General features: G+C 62.0%; 12 protein-coding genes and 1 pseudogene. 2 read left to right on the top strand and 11 right to left on the bottom strand.

Features of this window, described 5'->3' with window-relative positions:
- Positions 1-112 precede the first annotated feature (112 nt).
- Entirely contained in the window at positions 113-1,738 is a 1,626-nt protein-coding gene (locus tag ACGLHT_RS27295; RefSeq protein ID WP_274119991.1) for a methyl-accepting chemotaxis protein, read from the bottom strand.
- 255 nt (positions 1,739-1,993) lie between these two features.
- On the opposite strand from ACGLHT_RS27295, the gene ACGLHT_RS27290 reads away from it, so the two are divergent.
- The gene (locus ACGLHT_RS27290; RefSeq protein WP_274119993.1) at positions 1,994-2,392 is read left to right on the top strand and encodes a tetratricopeptide repeat protein; all 399 of its coding nucleotides are present in this window, start codon (positions 1,994-1,996) and stop codon (positions 2,390-2,392) included.
- 237 nt (positions 2,393-2,629) lie between these two features.
- On the opposite strand, the pseudogene ACGLHT_RS27285 reads toward ACGLHT_RS27290, so the two are convergent.
- Positions 2,630-3,747, bottom strand: a pseudogene (locus tag ACGLHT_RS27285) (PLP-dependent aminotransferase family protein).
- 78 nt (positions 3,748-3,825) lie between these two features.
- On the opposite strand from ACGLHT_RS27285, the gene ACGLHT_RS27280 reads away from it, so the two are divergent.
- The gene (locus ACGLHT_RS27280) at positions 3,826-5,502 is read left to right on the top strand and encodes an NAD(P)H dependent flavin oxidoreductase family protein (RefSeq protein ID WP_274119994.1); all 1,677 of its coding nucleotides are present in this window, start codon (positions 3,826-3,828) and stop codon (positions 5,500-5,502) included.
- Between the two features lie 151 nt (positions 5,503-5,653).
- On the opposite strand, the gene dapA is transcribed toward ACGLHT_RS27280, so the two are convergent.
- The 9 genes from dapA to ACGLHT_RS27235 form a co-directional block, all read right to left on the bottom strand.
- On the bottom strand, positions 5,654-6,520 hold the full coding sequence (gene dapA, locus ACGLHT_RS27275; RefSeq protein ID WP_137164284.1) for a 4-hydroxy-tetrahydrodipicolinate synthase: 867 nt from the start codon (positions 6,518-6,520) through the stop codon (positions 5,654-5,656).
- 377 nt (positions 6,521-6,897) lie between these two features.
- Entirely contained in the window at positions 6,898-7,155 is a 258-nt protein-coding gene (locus ACGLHT_RS27270; protein ID WP_137164285.1) for a PAAR domain-containing protein, read from the bottom strand.
- The gene (locus ACGLHT_RS27265) at positions 7,152-7,967 is read right to left on the bottom strand and encodes a DUF6708 domain-containing protein (protein ID WP_249352844.1); all 816 of its coding nucleotides are present in this window, start codon (positions 7,965-7,967) and stop codon (positions 7,152-7,154) included. The genes ACGLHT_RS27270 and ACGLHT_RS27265 overlap by 4 nt, the downstream gene beginning before the upstream one ends.
- Positions 7,964-11,191, bottom strand: a complete 3,228-nt coding sequence (locus ACGLHT_RS27260) for a T6SS effector BTH_I2691 family protein (RefSeq protein WP_274119996.1) — start codon at positions 11,189-11,191, stop codon at positions 7,964-7,966. The genes ACGLHT_RS27265 and ACGLHT_RS27260 overlap by 4 nt, the downstream gene beginning before the upstream one ends.
- Positions 11,188-12,111, bottom strand: coding sequence for a hypothetical protein (locus tag ACGLHT_RS27255; RefSeq protein ID WP_274119998.1), 924 nt, complete (start codon positions 12,109-12,111; stop codon positions 11,188-11,190). The genes ACGLHT_RS27260 and ACGLHT_RS27255 overlap by 4 nt, the downstream gene beginning before the upstream one ends.
- A complete protein-coding gene (locus ACGLHT_RS27250; protein ID WP_274119999.1) occupies positions 12,111-14,189 on the bottom strand; it encodes a type VI secretion system Vgr family protein in 2,079 nt (692 codons plus the stop codon). The genes ACGLHT_RS27255 and ACGLHT_RS27250 overlap by 1 nt, the downstream gene beginning before the upstream one ends.
- 13 nt (positions 14,190-14,202) lie before the next feature.
- A complete protein-coding gene (gene icmH, locus ACGLHT_RS27245) occupies positions 14,203-15,075 on the bottom strand; it encodes a type IVB secretion system protein IcmH/DotU (RefSeq protein ID WP_085618576.1) in 873 nt (290 codons plus the stop codon).
- Between the two features lie 232 nt (positions 15,076-15,307).
- Positions 15,308-16,279: a biotin-dependent carboxyltransferase family protein gene (locus ACGLHT_RS27240; protein ID WP_274120001.1), complete on the bottom strand. Its 972-nt coding sequence runs from the start codon at positions 16,277-16,279 to the stop codon at positions 15,308-15,310.
- Complete coding sequence (locus ACGLHT_RS27235) at positions 16,276-17,163, bottom strand: allophanate hydrolase subunit 1 (RefSeq protein WP_084785213.1); 888 nt, start codon at positions 17,161-17,163, stop codon at positions 16,276-16,278. The genes ACGLHT_RS27240 and ACGLHT_RS27235 overlap by 4 nt, the downstream gene beginning before the upstream one ends.
- Positions 17,164-17,179 lie beyond the last annotated feature (16 nt).

The raw sequence follows: 17,179 nt of genomic DNA, 5'->3' as shown, positions 1-17,179 counted from the left end.
GAGGTCCCTGTGGGAGCGGGCATGCCCGCGAAGCAGGCGACGCGGTGGATGGCACCGGCTGCGCCGGTGTTCGCGGGTGCGCCCGCTCCCACAGCCTGGTGCCCGCCAGACCTCAAACCCTGAACCGCCCCACCAACGCCGTCATCTCCCCCACCAACCCCGACAACGCCTTGCTCGCCTCACTGGTCTGCTGCGCCCCCGCTGCCGAGGATGTCGACAACTCGCGAATGTTCAGCAGGTTGCGGTCCACCTCTCGCGCCACCTGGGCCTGCTCTTCGGCTGCGCTGGCAATCACCAGGTTACGCTCGTTGATCTCGCCGATCGCACTGTAGATACCCTCCAGCACCTGCCCCGAGGCCAGGGTCACGTCCAGCGTCGACTGGGCGCGGCTGGTACTGGCCTGCATCGAGGCCACGGCCGCTTCGGTACCCGCCTGCACGCGCCCGATCATCTGCTCGATTTCCTGGGTCGACTGTTGCGTACGGTACGCCAACGTACGCACCTCATCCGCCACCACCGCAAAGCCGCGCCCGGCCTCGCCCGCACGGGCGGCCTCGATGGCGGCATTGAGCGCCAGCAGGTTGGTTTGCTCGGACACCGAGCGAATCACCTCCAGCACCTTGCCGATGTCCCGCACCTGCCCGACCAGTTGCTGCAGATGCGCGCTGCTGGCCTGGATCTCACGAGTCATGGCCTCGGTGCCGTCGATGTTGTCACTGACTTGCCGGCGGCTTTGCGCTGCCAGCTGGTTGGATTCGCTGGTGGTCTGCGAGGTAGTGATGGCATTGCGCGCAACCTCCTCCACGGCCGTGGTCATTTCGGTGACGGCGGTGGCGGCCTGCTCCAGCTCCTGGCCCTGCTGGCGCAGGTTGTTGGCACTTTCCTCGGTGACGGTATTCAGCGCCGTGGCGGCTGCGTCCAGTTGCCTGGCACAGCTGCTGATCTGCCCCAAGGTGTCGCGCTGGCTCTGCTGCATGCGTTCAAGTTCATGGAACAGCTGCCCGATCTCGTTACCGCCCTGCCCCTGCACCGGCACGCTCAGGTCGCCACCGGCAATGCGCTGGAAGTGCCGGCCAGCTTCGCGCAGCGGGTGCAGCACGCGCTGGGCAACAAAGGCCCAGCACAGCGCCGCCAACAACAGCGTCACGCCCAGCAGCCCCAGGCTCAGCAATTGCGCACGCGCCAGGCGCCGGTCGGATTCCAGCATGATCTGCTGACCGCGCTCACTCAATGCGCCGACCAGTTGCTGACGCAGTGCCTGCAGCCGGCCCATGGCGTTGCCGGCGTCGGTGTTGACCTTGAAATACTGCTCGAGCGAACGTTGACGGGTTGCCTCACGCTGCCCGGCGACCGCCTTGGCATAATCGCCATAGGTGACCTGCAGCGCGGTTGCCAGTGCGTGCAGCGCAGGCTCGCGGGCGTTTTCGACAAACTCGTCCACCAGCTTCTGGCTCTTGTCGTTCAGCTCGACCGACAGCGCCATGCGCTTGTTGGCGCTTTCCTCATGACCACCCAGCTGCTCGATGAAGCCCGAGGACACATTGGCACTGGCGCGAATCGCCATCAGCAACGCATTGTTCAACCGGTCCGACTGGTGCGCGGTCTGGTCCAGTTCGGTGATCTGCTGGTCACTGCCTACCGCCGCCCGCCAGGCACTGACGGTGGAAAACAGCAGGGTCACGCTGAACAGCGACAGCACCCAGAACATTCCGGTGCGGATCTTCAGGTTGGCAAGCATGCGGGCAGTACTCCTTGTTGGCACCACTTCTGGTCGATGATTCGACGGTGGGTGTGCTGCTATCGGAGGTACTGCCTCAGGCTTGAGGCGCCGGAGTGCGGTTATGGGCGGTAACCGAACAGATGTTGTCGAGGCAAAGACCGGGCAACAGGCAACAAGCCGACCAGCCGGGAACTTCAACGCTCCAATTCGGTCGATAGCATCCCCTCGCCCTCCAGCCAGGGGCTTGCCCAAGCCCTGCCGAGTCTACCGCCGATGCCCAGCACACCTGTTCTGTCAGCCCTGCTCCTGTTGTTCAGCGCAATCACGGCACAGGGCGCACTGGCCGGCGAACGCTACGCGCCCGCACGCAGCAACAATGCCTCGACGGCGCTGATCGAAACCGCCTCGCAACAATATGCCGACGGCCAACTGGACCAGGCGGCAGCCACCCTGGAGCGTGCGCTGCACATTCAGCCGAACAACCCGGCAACGCTGCACTACCTTGGCGTTCTGCGCCTTCAGCAAGGGCAGTATGAACAGGCCGAAACCCTGGCGCTTCGCTCCAACCTGCGTGTTGGCAACAATCACGCACTGCGCAGCCGCAACCTGCAGCTGATAGAAGCCGCGCACAAGGCCCAGGGCTCGGGCATGCTGCCGACGGCTGCACACTGACGGCGATCAGACGCTGCGCGTCAGGCCACCATCGACCTGCTTTGCCACCGGCTGCGCCGGTGATCACCCGCAAGTCAGCTCTCATGGAACTACCCATAACTCATTGCATCAGCAGGGACCCTGTGGGAGCGGCTTTAGCCGCGAACACCGGCGCAGCCGGTGCCATGCACCGCGTTGGATTCTTCGCGGCTAAAGCCGCTCCCACAGGGTACGCGGACCGCTTGCGAATTCAGTTTTCTACTCGACAGCGCAACCCAAAGGGCTGGGTGACCGCCCACATGGATTGCGCTGGACCGATGTTGCAATCGCCTTCGCCGCTTGCGCCAAACGTTGTGTAGCCAGCCGGATTTCATCCATGTCCAGCGAGGCGAAACCGAGGCGCAGGGCATTTTCCGCATGACCAAACGGCGAAAACTGCCGGCCACTGCGTACCACCAGGTCCAACTCCAACGCCTTGCCAACCAACTGATCCACATCGATCCCGTCAGCAAACCTCACCCACAGCGCCAGCCCACCTTCCGGCTCGCGCACGGTTACCTGCTCGCCAAAGGCATCGTGCAAGCAAGCCAACAGGGTCTCTCGACGCCGGCGATACTCCCGGGTAACCCGACGCAAGTGCTTCTTCAGCTCGCCATCATTGATCAAGTCCGCCAGCATCTGCTGCATCACCGCATCACCCTGCCCCAAGGGTCAGCGTCGCCCTGCGTTCGAGCGCCACGGTCACCTCCGCCGGCGGCACGATGAAACTGCAACGGAACGTACTGCCCAGGGACTTGGACAATGAGCCAATGTAGATCACGTGCCGCTGCTGACGGTCGCTGGCCAGCGGCAGGTAAGGCCGCCCGGCGAAGTGGTACTCATGGTCGTAGTCTTCCTCCCACGCAAAAGTCATGCTGCCGCGCCAGCTCCAGCGGAACGGTCTGCGGCAGCAGGCGGTGGTCACAGGCACCGTTGTCGAAGAACAACGCACCCGGCCGGTCCTGCTGCGCGGCAGCCTGTTCGTTGGCCGCGAAGTAGGCAACGGCAGGCTCCTCCTGTAGCACCAGGGCAAAGGGCTGCGCTGCGTCGGGCTCGGCCTGGGTGCCAGCCGCCAGCTGCCGACTGACGAAGGTGCCACGGCGTTGCACGCTTTCCAGCCAGCCTTTGGTCTCGGCTTCCTCGTAGGCGAGGATCACCGTCTTGCGGTTGACGTTCAGCAGTTGCGCCATTTCCCGCGTGCCGGGCAACGGCGTGCCGGGGCGCAGGCGGCCCTCGGAGATCGCGGCTACCAGGCCCTCGACGATCTGCCTGTACGAAGCCTGCGGCTGCGCCCCGTCGAGCTTGAGCAGCGGCTGCCATTTGCGAAGCTGGACCATGTGAATTAACCGAAACTGGAGGTTCTACTGGTCCTGGACTATAGCAACAATCGAACCTCCACTTGCCCCGAGGTGCCCATGCAGAACCGCCACGTCATTGAATTGTCGCCCTCGGGCAAAACCTTCGACGCCAGCCAGGAGCTGCTGCTCGATGCCATGCTCGCCAGCGGCCTGCCGGTGCCCTTCTCATGCCGCCGCGGCGCCTGTGGGTCGTGCAAGGTCAAGGTGGTGTCGGGGCAGTATCGGGACAAGCAGCGGACGGCAGACATGCCCGCGCCCTGCTACCCCCTCGCCGCCGACGAAATGTTGCTGTGCCAGAGCCACGCCTGCAGCGACATGCGCCTGGAAATCCCCGGCTGGTCCCTGGAAACCCAGGCGCTGGAAATCCACGCGCAGGTTCATGGCAAACGCGAACTGAGCGCCGATATCATCGAACTGGTGCTGCAGCCTGCACAGCCGTTGGCGGTAAGGGCTGGCCAGTACGTACGCTTTCGGCTCGCCAACGGCGACAGCCGCTGTTTTTCCATCGCCAACCTGCCCGCCCAGGACCAGGGTCAACTGGTGTTTCACATCCGCAAGGTAAGCGGCGGCCTGTTTACCGAACGCCTGCTGCCAACCCTGCAAGCAGGTGACAGCTTGAAACTTGAAGGGCCGGTGGGTGCCTGCACCTGGCAGCACGAGGACCAGCGGCCCCTGGTGCTGTTCGCCACTGGCACAGGTTACGCCGGCATCAAGCCATTGCTGCTGACCGCCCTGGCAGGTGATGCAGAGGTCACGTTGTACTGGGGCGGCAGATCGGAAGCCGACTTCTATGACCGTGAGTTTCTCGACCAGGCCAGCCGTGCACACGCTCACTTTCGCTGGCACCCGGTGCTGTCGGACCAGGCGCGCGTGCAGCAGGTGGCGCTGGCCCAGGCCCATCGCTGGGCCGACACCCAGGTCTATGCCTGCGGCAATGCCACGATGATCAGCCAGGTTCGCGAGCAGTGCCTCGCAGCAGGCCTGCAGCCCCATCGTTTTGTCGCGGAGGCTTTCGTTGCCAGCGGCGCACTGGCGCCCGAGGCTTCAACAGCCAACCCATTGCACCCGGAGCTGGAAAAAGTCGGCCCGCGCTACTCGCTGGACGGCATGCTCGCTGCCCGCGAGCAGTCGGTACGGGCCGTAACAGCGATCGCCAGCCAGCTGAAAATCGGCATGACCACCGCCCACGCGCTGGAGATGGCCGCGCAAACATTGCAGGCAATGGGCGCATCGCACACCTGGCACCCGACCTACATCCGCTTTGGCGACGACACCGTGCGCACGCCGCGCCAAGGCATTGATCTGCAACGTGTATTACGTAACACGGATATCGTCGTGGTCGATGTCGGCCCGGTATGGGATGGCTATGAGGGCGACTATGGCGACACCTTCGTGTTCGGCCAGCACGATCTGCACCACGCCTGCGTCAAGGCACTGCATGAAGTGTTCGACGAAACCCGCCAGGCCTGGGGCCGTGGCCTGACCGGGCGCGAACTGTACGACTTCGCCGAGCGCAGTGCCCAGGCAAAAGGCTGGCAGCTGGAGCGCAATCTGGCCGGGCATCGCATCGCCGACTTCCCGCATGTGCTGTATGGGCAGGACAAACTGGCCGAGGTGGAAATCGTCCCGAGCGAAGTGGTGTGGGTGCTGGAGATCCAGTTGTGCCACCCTACCGAGCCGGTCGGGGCGTTTTTCGAAGACATCCTGATTGGCGAGGCCAGGCCGCTTTCATAGATTCAGAAGCAAGCGATCCGCGTACCCTGTGGGAGCGGCTTTAGCCGCGAAGAATCCAACACGCTGCATGGCACCGGCTGCGCCGGTGTTCGCGGCTAAAGCCGCTCCCACAGGGGCCCTGCTGATTCAATGAGTTATGTGCCGTGCTATCTCAAGCACCGAGCGAATCCAGCACGCCTTGCAGCTTGCCCCGGGTCATCTCGGTGCACGGCTGCATGGGCTCTCGCAGTTCGTCGCTCATCAGCCCCTGCAGCTGCAAGGCCGCCTTGACCACAGCCGGGTTGGGCTCGGTAAAGGCCATCTTCATCCACGGCACCAACTGGTAGAACGTGCCGCGCGCAGCTACCCAGTCGCCATGGTCGACCTGCTGCAGCATGCGCACGTACAGGTCGGCGCGTACATGCGCCGAAGCCGAAATGGCCCCTGCGCCACCCAGGCACAGGTTGTTGAAGATCTGCACGTCCTCACCGGCCAGCACCTGAGCGTGGCCGTCCTGGATCAGGGCCATGGTGGTCTCGCTGTCGCCGCTGCAGTCCTTCACCGCCGCGATGCGCGGGTGGCGCACGATGCGGCGCAGGGTTTCACGCTCGATGCGTACCCCGGTGCGGTAGGGGATGTCGTAGACGATCACCGGCACGCTGGCGGCATCCGCCACGGTGCTGAAGAACGCCTCGATGCCGGCCTGCGAAGGCCGGATGTAGCACGGTGCAGGGACCAGCAGTCCGCCAATGTCACGCCGCTGGATTTCAGCCTGGAAGGCCAACAGCTCGCGCAGGTTGTAGCCCGACAGGCCCATCACCACCCTGCCCGGTTCCACCAAGGCCAGCACAGCGTCCAGCACGGCCAGTTGCTCGGCCTTGGACAGCGCCGCTGCCTCGCCCGTGGTACCACACACCACAAAACCGGCCACACCCTCTTCGAGCAGCTTCTTCACCAGTTTTTCCAGGGTGGCGAAGTCGATTTCATTGGCGCGCATTGGCGTGACGAGGGCGATCCAGATACCACGGAAATTCGACATGCAAAAACTCCTGAAGTTGACCGAAAGTCAGCGTCAGCAGGGCGAAGAGTCGAAGTGGTCTGGCAGGGATACCTGGCGCCTTCTGTCTCGTCAGCCCACCTGACGAGACAGCGCGCCTCGGTCAGATGAGCGGCTGTTTCTTGGATTTCTTGGCAACGGCAACGCACGCGCCTGCCTGGGCGATGAAGCCCGAAGCGAAAATGGCGTGGTTGGAAATGGACATGCCGGCAAGCCCGTTGCGTGGATATGGCTGGATAATGGTGGCGCGGCGCACTCGGTGTCAACACTGAGATAGCAAACCCATCCGGCTGCGCTGGTGTTCACTGCCAAAGCCGCACAAAGATCTGTGGGCCCGATCTTGTACAAGAGGTATTTGATCAATCCAGCATCCACCCAGCGTCACCCTCCTCCAGCACACCACCGTGATCCGTCCGGTCACCTTTACGCGCCACGGCCGCGCCCTCGACCAGGAAATGCTCAGCCCCACTCTCGATCACGGCGCCGCACGTGGTCCGATCCCCCACCCTGGCAACCGCCCTGCCATTGAAGGTGTACGTGGCACTGCCGCTTTCTACCTGGTTGACGCCATGCAGCGGGCAGACATGTCGATGGCCTACCAGTACGACAGGGTTCATTGGGCTTCTCCTTCTGATGGTCCGGTACGAGATTCACGGTCCATGTCCTCCGGCCAATGAACCTTGGGTGCCAGGCAATGCATGTGGCTCAGGCCATCGTCATCGTTCCAGTCACGGGGTGGGTGCACGAACTTCGGCAGGGCTTCGGGACCTTGCTGCATGAATAGCCGGGCGATGGCCCAGTAGGCTTCGCCGTGATACAGGTCGTGAGTGAAGAAGACGCGGTCGATGACTTCGTTGGTTTCCGGGTTGCGTATCGACAGCATGACGTTTTCGATCAGGCCGCCGTGGCCGGGGGCGTAGACTCGGTAGACTTCGGCGGTTACGTCGTCCCAGTTGTAGGCGACCGGTTTGACACCCCAGTGTTTGCGGCTGAACAGATAGATGTAGTGGAATCTGAATTGATAGAGATAAATCTTGCGTCGCAGGCGATTGAAGCGGATTGGTTCGTCCCTTGGGAGCATTAGGTCGATCTTTACAAAGGACGCAATACCCCACATTCCAATCAGAGGCATTAGAACCATGAGAAGAGCTGCATACCAATCACGCGACCAATTAAAATCCAGCATACCCCAGTAGATAGGAATAAGCACCCAAGAACACAACACCAGCCCTGGAATCCCAAGAAGAACTGCAACACCACGCAAACTGACAGTAGAGCGAGGAAGCTCCAAGCACACCTCATCTAGATTGTTTGGTGATGGATTTATATCCTCAAAACTAAAACGCGGAATCTCCTGCGAACTGACATCAGGCAGATCATAACTCCAGCAAAGAGCCCGCTCCCAAAGAGCCCTGGACTTAGCTTTCACTCATTAACCTCCTTGACGCAAACCTCGACATAGGAATCCGGCATATTTCTATCTGGCCAGTACATTACTAACAGTGTCGCAGCCCTGATACTATGCATCCCGATAGTCGACATAAGCTCAATAGATCCGGTGATTTCCAAACTCGACGCACGCACGCCACCTAATCCCGACGATTGTCGCTTTTTATTCACCAAAAAATCACTTTTATAGTCAGGCGACCTTGGCTGAGAAAAGCCAGGAAAATTTACTGCCTTAGCGAGAGCCTTGACTGGAAAAGCTTGATACTCATCAACAATAAGAGTCTCACCACCAATAAAATCGGGGAAAGCTCCGTCACCCTGTCGATGTACTACCAGGGTCCAACGAAAGGCCGAGTTCCGTTCACTGTACCCAGGCAATTCAATATAGAATTTAAGTTTATGTTCTAGCACCAAGCTGACCAAGCCTCCTATCTTGGAAGTAACTGGATCGCTTGAACGCTTGGATTCAAAATTGACCCCCACATGCACACCTAGCGTGGCTGCATTAAGCTCAGCAAATGCAATATCTGCATACTCGGGAACATCCCAATGCACAGCCAGCTTTTCATCAGCCCTCCCAAAGTAGCAGCGTCGCGCCCAGCGTTCCAAGACAGTAGATTCGTTTCCGTCAGCCAACTTGCTTATTGCGTAGGCACTGAGCGCCAGCACTACAGCCAGACCTAATGGACCTAAAATAAAGGATTTGAATACCGCATAGGCAAATAGTCCAGTTGAAATTCCATATATGACGCTTGCAGTGGAATATAGGTCCCCTGCTTTACCGTCCCCCATTGCCGACGCGCGTTTTCCCGCAGAGAATGCTTGCACTGTGTCAAAAATCCCAGCTATCGCACTGACCATGGCACCGAGCCTTATCAGCGACACTCCAGTTCCTGACGTGCTTTTAGCCCACGACTTGTCCATGTGGCCGGTACTTGATCTCAAAATGAGCCCAACCAGTTCGACTTGCCCTCCCAACAGGCCCAACTGCGATCCTTGCAACGCCAATTTGGCCTCATGCGCCTTGGGCCCAATCTCTGTCTCCGCCTTTTCCTGATTCCTGCCCAGACTGTCCTGCTGCAAATACAACCCGCCCATCGCCAGCAGAACCTCCCAGCTGCCAGCAATCCCGCGCAACCCGGAAAAACCGGTTCTAACCAATCGGGCCGCCTGCTGCGTCGTGATCTTCATCCCGTGCAACAACCTGCGCGCATCGGTTTCCAGCGTCCCCGCTGCCACCGAGATATCCACCAGGGCAAGCTGCGCCGCGCTGCTCGCCTGCGTTACGCCCATGTTGGCTTCCTGGAACAACCGCCCATGCACCTCTTCCGCCTTGCCTTCGACCCACACCGTTACGCTGATCATCGAATTGGTGAACCGCGGGTCGAGCACGGTCAGGCTCATCAGCCCGTGCTGGATGATCGGCCGCACCTTGCGCATGGCCTTCATCGAGCCAAACTCGAAGTCATCGATATTGCGGCGCATCCGGTCCCGTGCCTCGGCGATCGACGCGTTGGCCTTGTGCTGCAACTCGCGGAGGTGGGCGCTCTGCAAGGCGTAGTACTCGCCCAGCTTCATCTGCACTTCCAGCTCGATCAGGTGGACGCCGTTGTAGAGAAACTGCGTGGCGCTGTTCAGATGCCGCACGGCTTTCTGAATGCCAGGTGACAGACATGGCGCCAGCCGCTGACTGGCCGCATTGAGCGCGCTCTGCGTTTCGGCAATGGCCTGCTTGAGGGTATTGCGCATGCGCAGGCCGGCGTCATCGCTGGCGATGATCTTGCTCAGCATGCCGTAGAGCTTGTCGCTGTCGTTCCAGTTGATCGCTTCCGTGGCGGAGAAACTGGGCAGCAGCCCGGCCAGCAGAGAGCGATCCCGCATCAACAACGCGCGGTAGGGCGGGCTGTCAGGGTCCTGCAGCCATTTCAACCAGAGCAGTTCGCTGGTGCCGGAAGCGGGAACATGCGGTTCAAGGCGGGGGACGACAGCTTCCGTAATGCCGCCACCCAGGCACAGGGCCATGGTCTTGGCGTAGGCCACCCCGGACTCACGATCGTTGCCGTCGTAGTCGTACGCCTCGGCCACCTTGAACATGGGTGTATCGAACAAGGCAACGTACGCCCTTGTGTCCTTGTCGATGTAACGCTGAAACTCGCGCTCCTGCTGCTCGTATTCAGCCTGGAACGCGGCCCGCTGCGGTTCGTGGTAGCGCTCTTCAAGCCGCTCGTCACTCTCCTGCTGTGCGCGCTCGACCAATAGCTGCCGCTCGACTGCCGGGTCGGTGAACACCGGCGGCCCATCGCCCGTCATCGGTTCCAGCGACGGCACCTTCTGCGCCGCCCATTCCCTGTGCGTGGCACGAATGATCTGCAGGATCTGCGAGGTCTGCAACTGATAGGCGCGCATCGGTTCTTCACGCCAGGCCTGACGCTTCAGTACCCAGTTCAGGCGCTGATGGTTGTATTCCTGAATCAGCCCGACGGTGTCGTCGAGCACCACCGCCAGTACGCCGTTTTCCAGCTGGTGCCGGTTGATCGCATTAACCAGATAGCCGCGCAGGGCGAACCGGCGCAACCAGCGGCTGTGGAAGCCATGCGCACTGTCGAAGGGGGCGCAGCCATGCTGGGCATACTCGAATACCTGCTGGTCGACCCCAAGCTTATCGGGCGTCATGGCGATGCCCAGCAGCTCGGGATTGCTGCGGGCCTGGATCAGGTCCAGGCCCTCGAAGCGATGCGCAGGCGACGCGCCGCTCTTGTAGGCGTTCAGCACGCTCACCGGCCAGGGATCGCTGGAGAAGGCCAGCCAGGCGCTGGCGTACCTGGTGGTATCGAGGTTGAGAAAGGCCGAAGGAATATCGTGGTCTTCGTTCACGCATTTTTCGGGCAGCGGCGAAGGCGGGCCGTCTGGCGGCTCGTAGGGATTGAAACGACGCAGGTGACCCTGCTCGCTGACGGCATACGCATGCCAGACCTGCTGGTCGAGCAGCACATACAGGAAGCCCCTGCGCAAGGTGCGCAAGCCGATCTTTGTCGAGATATGCCGGTTATCCGCCACGGTGGAGACACACTCGGGACGGGTATCCGGCACCAGGGCGCGGCGCAGCGGCAGGATCGGCAGGCCCTGGCGCTCGCAGAACATGCACTGGTCGTGCGGCAGCCCGGCTTCGGCGATCGCGAGGGCAATACGTTGGCTGATGGTCATAAGCGACTCTCGGATTTCGGCAGGCATTCGATCAGTTGGCGCCATTGCGCCTCGGAGTAGCGGGCGAGCAATGCGGCAAGAGGCGCCTGACCTCTGGCCGATGCGTCGATCATTTCGCCCACCGCAGGTACGGTATGCAGCCTCGGGTGAATGCACAGGTGATGGAGAGCGAAGGCCACGATGTCCTCCATCTCGCTCAGGCCCAACCTGCGTGCATCATCGACATGGTTCGAAGCACGCACCGCAGCAAACGGTGGAATCTGACACTGATTGATGTGCTGCGAACCCGCTCGCAACACTCTCCAGGTAGCCAGCACACGTTCGATCAGCCCCACGTCATCCTGAATTCGCCGCGCAGGGGTCGGCAAAGGGTGTCGCTGCCCGCTCTGCCCTTTCAGGCTTGCCAACCCCCCACCGCTACTCAGGAACAACCAATCACTGATCGGGCACCATGGGCCTTGTTCAAGCCGCTCGAACGTCGCCGCCAGCAACTCCAGACGGACGGGTTCATAGACCGGGTAGCAGCCAAATTCCCGATTGGAATCGGGCAACCGACACAAGGCCGTGAGATGGGACGCGACAGCGGCCGAAGGCGCCTCACTGAACAGCCAGCCACACAGGTAACGCCGTTGCTGAAACAACGCCCTCTGCGCTGCTCGGGCGGTCAGTTCCAGCAAACGGCGACTGGGAACGGTGCCGGGCGAAGCCAGGCAGACCAGTACGGGATGCAGTTGGGGGGCATGGGCCAGGTCGGCCCGGTGCACACGGGTCAATGCCTGCTCACCCAGGGCATTGCGCAGCGGGGCAAGCACGGCGTGGTCGCCATCGTGAGCAGTCGCAAGCGGGTCTATCAGCACATGGCAGTACAAGTGCGCCCCATGATGGCTTTCGATGAGCCTGGCCAGGTTATCGGTGCGCATCAGACCTTGGCCTCGCACTTTTTGCTGGCGTCAGGCGTAAGCGAAAGTGGCTGACTGTTTCCAGCCCCTGACGCAGCCGCACTGGTTTGCCCCAGCAGGTCGAGTTTCAGCCCGTTGATGGTGATGCCCTGCCCGTCCAGCACAATGCTGCCGCCCGCGGTTCTGAACTCGATGCGCTCACTGGCGCGCAGCTGATAGATCGTCGTATGTTGCTCCATGCCCTGCCCGACGGTGACCTTTTGCGCACCTTTGACGACAAGCTCGGCGTCCTTTCCGACAAAGGCCTGGTGATTGGCCCCTGTTGATTCGCTACGGTCGTTGCCTACTTTCTCAAACAGGTCATGCTTGATATCTACACGGCAGTTTTGCCCAATGAGCTGGGTATGGTCGCCCCCGGTTTCCTGGCGGAAGTCATGGCCGATATTCAAGTGCTCATCATTGCCGACCTGTTCGACACGATTACGCCCCACACGCGTGGTCTCGTCATTGCCGACTACATTGTTCTGGTCTCGCTGGGCATGGATGAACACTTCTTCCTTGCCGAGTTCGTCCTCGAAGCGCAGCTCGTTGAAACCATCGCCCTTGTGGGTCTGGCTCTTGATGGTCATGCGCGTCTTGTGTTCGGGCAGGTCGTACGGCGGCAGCTGGTCGCCGCAATAGGTACGCCCGGTGATCATCGGCTGGTCGGGGTCGGCGTTGACGTACTGGATGATCACGTCCTGGCCGATGCGCGGGATGGCCATCGAGCCCCAGCTGCCGCCTGCCCAACCTTGTGATACGCGCACCCAGCAGGAGCTGAACTCGTTGTTTCTGCTCTCGCGATCCCAAGGGAAGCTGACCTTGACCCGCCCCCATTCGTCACAATAGATCTCCTCGCCGGGTGGACCGACGACGGTGGCCATGTGCGGGCCGTCGATGCGGGGCTTGGGCAACGGCGCTGGGCGCCATTCGATCCGGCCGGGCACCAGCACGGCTTCCTGCGAGTAGCGTGTCCCTTGTTCGGCCCCGGCAGCTTCTTCTTGCAGGCTGGTGAACTGGCTGCCCTCGTGATGTACACGCATCACACGCCAATGGGCGTTGAGGTCTTTGCGCGGATGTTCGATGAGGGTGAAGCTCAGCCCCGGTTGCAGGCGTACATCGTCACCCTCGACTTCGGCAATACGGGCGTCATGGCGCAGGGCCGTCAGGCGGGTAGCGGTAAAGGGTACACCGACCGCATCGCGCTTGTAGCGGCCGGGGTAGTCGAAGCGCTCATAGTCCCGGGACTGATGGGTGATGCTACTGTCACCTGCGCGGTGTTCCTGCCGGTACTGCGGGTTGGTGAAGGTGTAGTCCCGCTGCACCTGGCGTGCGGTGCGCACCTGTTCGCTGTAACGCAGGCGGCGCAGGCAAGGCCTGGCCTGGTCGCCACCGCTGTTGGCGCGGTACAGCACCTGGTCGGGGCCGATGTCGTCTTCGTCGAAGAAGTCATCACCTTCGTCGTCGGCCTTGAGCGCGCTTCGGCTGATCTGCCCCAGCGCCAGCAGTCGGTCGGTGATGACCAACAGGTGGTGTTTCGGCGTGTGCTCGAAGCGATAGACGAAACCCTCTTCACCCGCCAGGCGGGCGATGAAGTCGAGGTCCGTTTCACCGGCCTGTACGCAGAATTCGCGCACCTGATGCTCGCCCATGCTCTTGATTTCGAAACGGGCAATGCCCTGGCGCTTGAGCATCAATTCGAGAATCTGCGGCACGGTCTTCTGCTGGAAGATGCGCCAGTTCGAACGCAAGCCGGCACGGGCCAGCACGGGTTCGACCACGGCGTGGTAACGGGTGCGATAGAACCCCGTTTCACCCTGGCTGAAACTGCTGACCAGGCCTTGCACATAGCGCAGGGGGCGCTCACCGCGCCAGATCGTGAACAGCACTGGTTTGTCGAGCAACTGGCCGAAGTCGACCTCGTCTTCAAAACTGATCAGTTCCAGTTTCAGCTGGAACGGTGAGCTGATCATTTCGTCGAGTTCGAACGAAACCACTTCGAAGTCAATCTGGCCAGCCAGCGGCTGGAAGGTGAAGCGCAAGTCGGATTGGCTAGGCATGCGGATCCCCCTGCTACTGCTGCAAGATGCCGTTGAGCGATTCCAGCACCTCGGCGGTGATCAAGCTCAGGCGGTAGCTGTAGTAGCAGTAGGCGCAGACCATGGCGATGGCGGAGATCACCAACGGGCTCCACCAGGGCCATTCCCGGCGCAGCCTGCGGTGGGGGCGATGGACCACGTTGGTATAGGGGTCGCCCACGAATTCCGGCGTGGGGCCGCGCAGTTCACGAATGACCTTGTGCATCCGCGAAATCAGGGCATTGATGATTTCATCGCACTTCGGGTCCAGGGCGTACTTGCCCTTCAGGCCCAGGCAAAAGCAGAAGTACAGGAACTCCAGCACATCCTGGAACTCCTTGGGCGACTGCATCAACCGCTCCAGCAACACGAAGATCTTCTCGCCACCCTGGGTTTCGTCATGGAAGATGCTGAGCAGCGGTTCGTGGCTCCAGCACGAATTGTTCCCCCAGGGGCGACTCATCACGGCCTCGTCCAGGTAAAGGCACAAGGCATAGGAATAGACTTCGAGGTGCACGGCGGAATAACCGTGCTGCTGTATTTCCTCGCGGATGGCGCTGACCTGGGTCTGCAGGGCCTTGTGCACCTGTTCGATGTTGGGCAGGTCATCCAGCGTACGCAGGCGTATGACCAGGCCGAACAGCGGGTTGGCCGCGTCGAGCATCAGGTTGGCGAAGCCGCCGCGTAGCCGGAAGTCCGGGTCGGCCGGATAACCCTGATGATCTGCGCGCCTGCCCTGGCCGGGTGGATAGGGTGAATCGGTGCCCCCCGGGACATCGAGCATGGCATGCAGGCTGCTTTCGGTTACGTCATGGGCAGCGTTGGCGGCCTGGGATTTTCCAGGACGAACAGCAGATGGGCCGGGCATGAAGAGGTCCTTGTCTTCCAGTAGGCTGAAGACATGAACACTATCGGGGAATCAATTCTTCGAGGAGCGTAGGGCTTCCCAAAACGCTGTAGGAATTTTCGCCTTTTGGCTTGTCTGGACGCTGCAATGCCGGAATTCCGGGGCCGCTCTGCGGCCCTTTCGCGACACAAGGCCGCTCCTGCAACGACTGCGCCAGCCCTTGTGTGGGCGGCGCAGCGTTGCAACCGATCAATCAGCCAAACAACCTGGCCAGGCAACCCAGCTTCTTCTTGTACGAGCGCCGAGCCTCCAGTGCGTCCTCCAGGCTGACTTCCAGGAACCGCGCCTGCTGGTTGGGCTGCATCTGCCCGATCAGGTCCAGGTCGGCGCTGATCACCGTGCCGATCATGGCGTAGCCGCCACCCGATACCGCATCACGGTGCAGGATGATCGGCTCCAGCCCCGCGGGTACCTGGATCGAACCGATCGGGTAGCAGCTGTCAACGATGTTCGATGGATCCGAGCCGGCCCCGAACGGCTGCTCCCGTGGCTGGAAGCTCAAGGCACTGCCGCCCTTGTAGCGGTAGCCGATACGGTCTGCCTCGGAGCCTACCGTCCAGGCTTCGGTGAAAAAGCTTTGCGCCGCAGCCTTGGTCAGGCGATGAAAATACAGCCCCGGCACCACCCGTAGCACCACCTCGCCGCCCAAGGCCTGGCGCAAGGCCATTGGCAGGCTCGCACCGGCGCGGGTCTTGCCGCTGGGTACGCCGACCGGCAACAGGTCACCCGCCATCAGCTTGCGCCCATGGAAACCACCCAATGCACCCAACGCATAGGTGGAGCGGCTGCCGAGCACCTCGGGTACATCGATACCACCGGCCACCGCCAGGTAGGCCCGGGCGCCTGCGGTAGGGAAGCCGAAACGCAACACCTGCCCGGCACGTACGGCAAACGCCGTATCCGGGCGTTGCTCGCGGCCATCGAGCAAGGCCGGCATCTGCGCACCGCAAACCGCCACCAGGGCATCCTGCTGGAGCTCCAGCTCCGGCCCCACCAGCGCACACTCGAGGCCCGCGGCGCCGGCCGGGTTGCCCACCAGGTGGTTGGCCGCCCTCAGGGCGTACTGATCGAGGGCGCCGGACGGCGGGATGCCCAGGTGGTAGTAGCCTTCGCGGCCCAGGTCCTGCACCGAGGTAGCCAGCCCGGGTTTGAGTACCTTGATCATGCCAGCACCTCCTGCAGGGTCCGTGGATAGCCGACCGGGTCGGCGAGGAACGCGTCCAGCGAGAATTCCACCGGGCGAATGCGCAGGTCGAAGCGGCCTTCTTCGACATCCGCCACCGCCTGGTCGTAGGTGCGGCGGTCGATGGGCTTGAACTGCACGATGTCTCCCGGGCGGAAGAACACCATGTGCTCCTTCAGGTAGTTCAGTGTCTGCTGCGGGTCGTAGATCGGCGCCGGGGTGACGCCGAACATCTGGTAGCCGCCTGCCCCGCGCACCGAATAGATGCAGCCGAAGCAGCCGCCATGGCCAAGGGTGAGCTTGGGGGTGTCCGTACGCGGGCGCAGGTACTTGGGCACCTGCAGTTGCCGCTCGCGCTCGACCATCTGGAACATGAACGGCAGGCCGGCAACGAACCCGACCATCGACACGAACCACGGCGCGCCGCTGTGCGCGGCAATGAACGCCTCGACATCGGCCAGGCCGTTGATCCGCGCGGCATACTCCAGGTCGGTGCTGCCCGGGTCCTGGTGGCGGTCACGAAAACGCATCAGCGTTTCATGGGTCCAGGGGTCGTTGTACAGCACTGGAATCTCGATGATCCGCGTCTGCAACGAGCGCTCGGCCACCGCCTGCGCTTCGGCACCGCGCACCGCCTCCAGCAGTGCCTGCGGCGCGATACGGTCCGGGTCGAAGCGGATCTGGAACGAGGCGTTGGCCAGGCACACATCCAGCACGCCATCCAGGGCCAGCCGCTCCACCGCACGGGTGACGGCCATGCCCTTGAAAAAAGCCTCCAGCGACATGCTCTCGCTGACTTCGGCAAACAGGTGCTCGTCGGCGCCAAAGCTGTAGCGGATCGGGGTTGTAGCAAGCGGTTCGGCCATGACTGTTCCTTTTCTT

It is taken from the genome of Pseudomonas sp. PsB (genome assembly GCF_043658375.1).
GTDB lineage: Bacteria > Pseudomonadota > Gammaproteobacteria > Pseudomonadales > Pseudomonadaceae > Aquipseudomonas > Aquipseudomonas putida_Z.
This window is presented reverse-complemented; position numbering and strand designations above follow the sequence as displayed.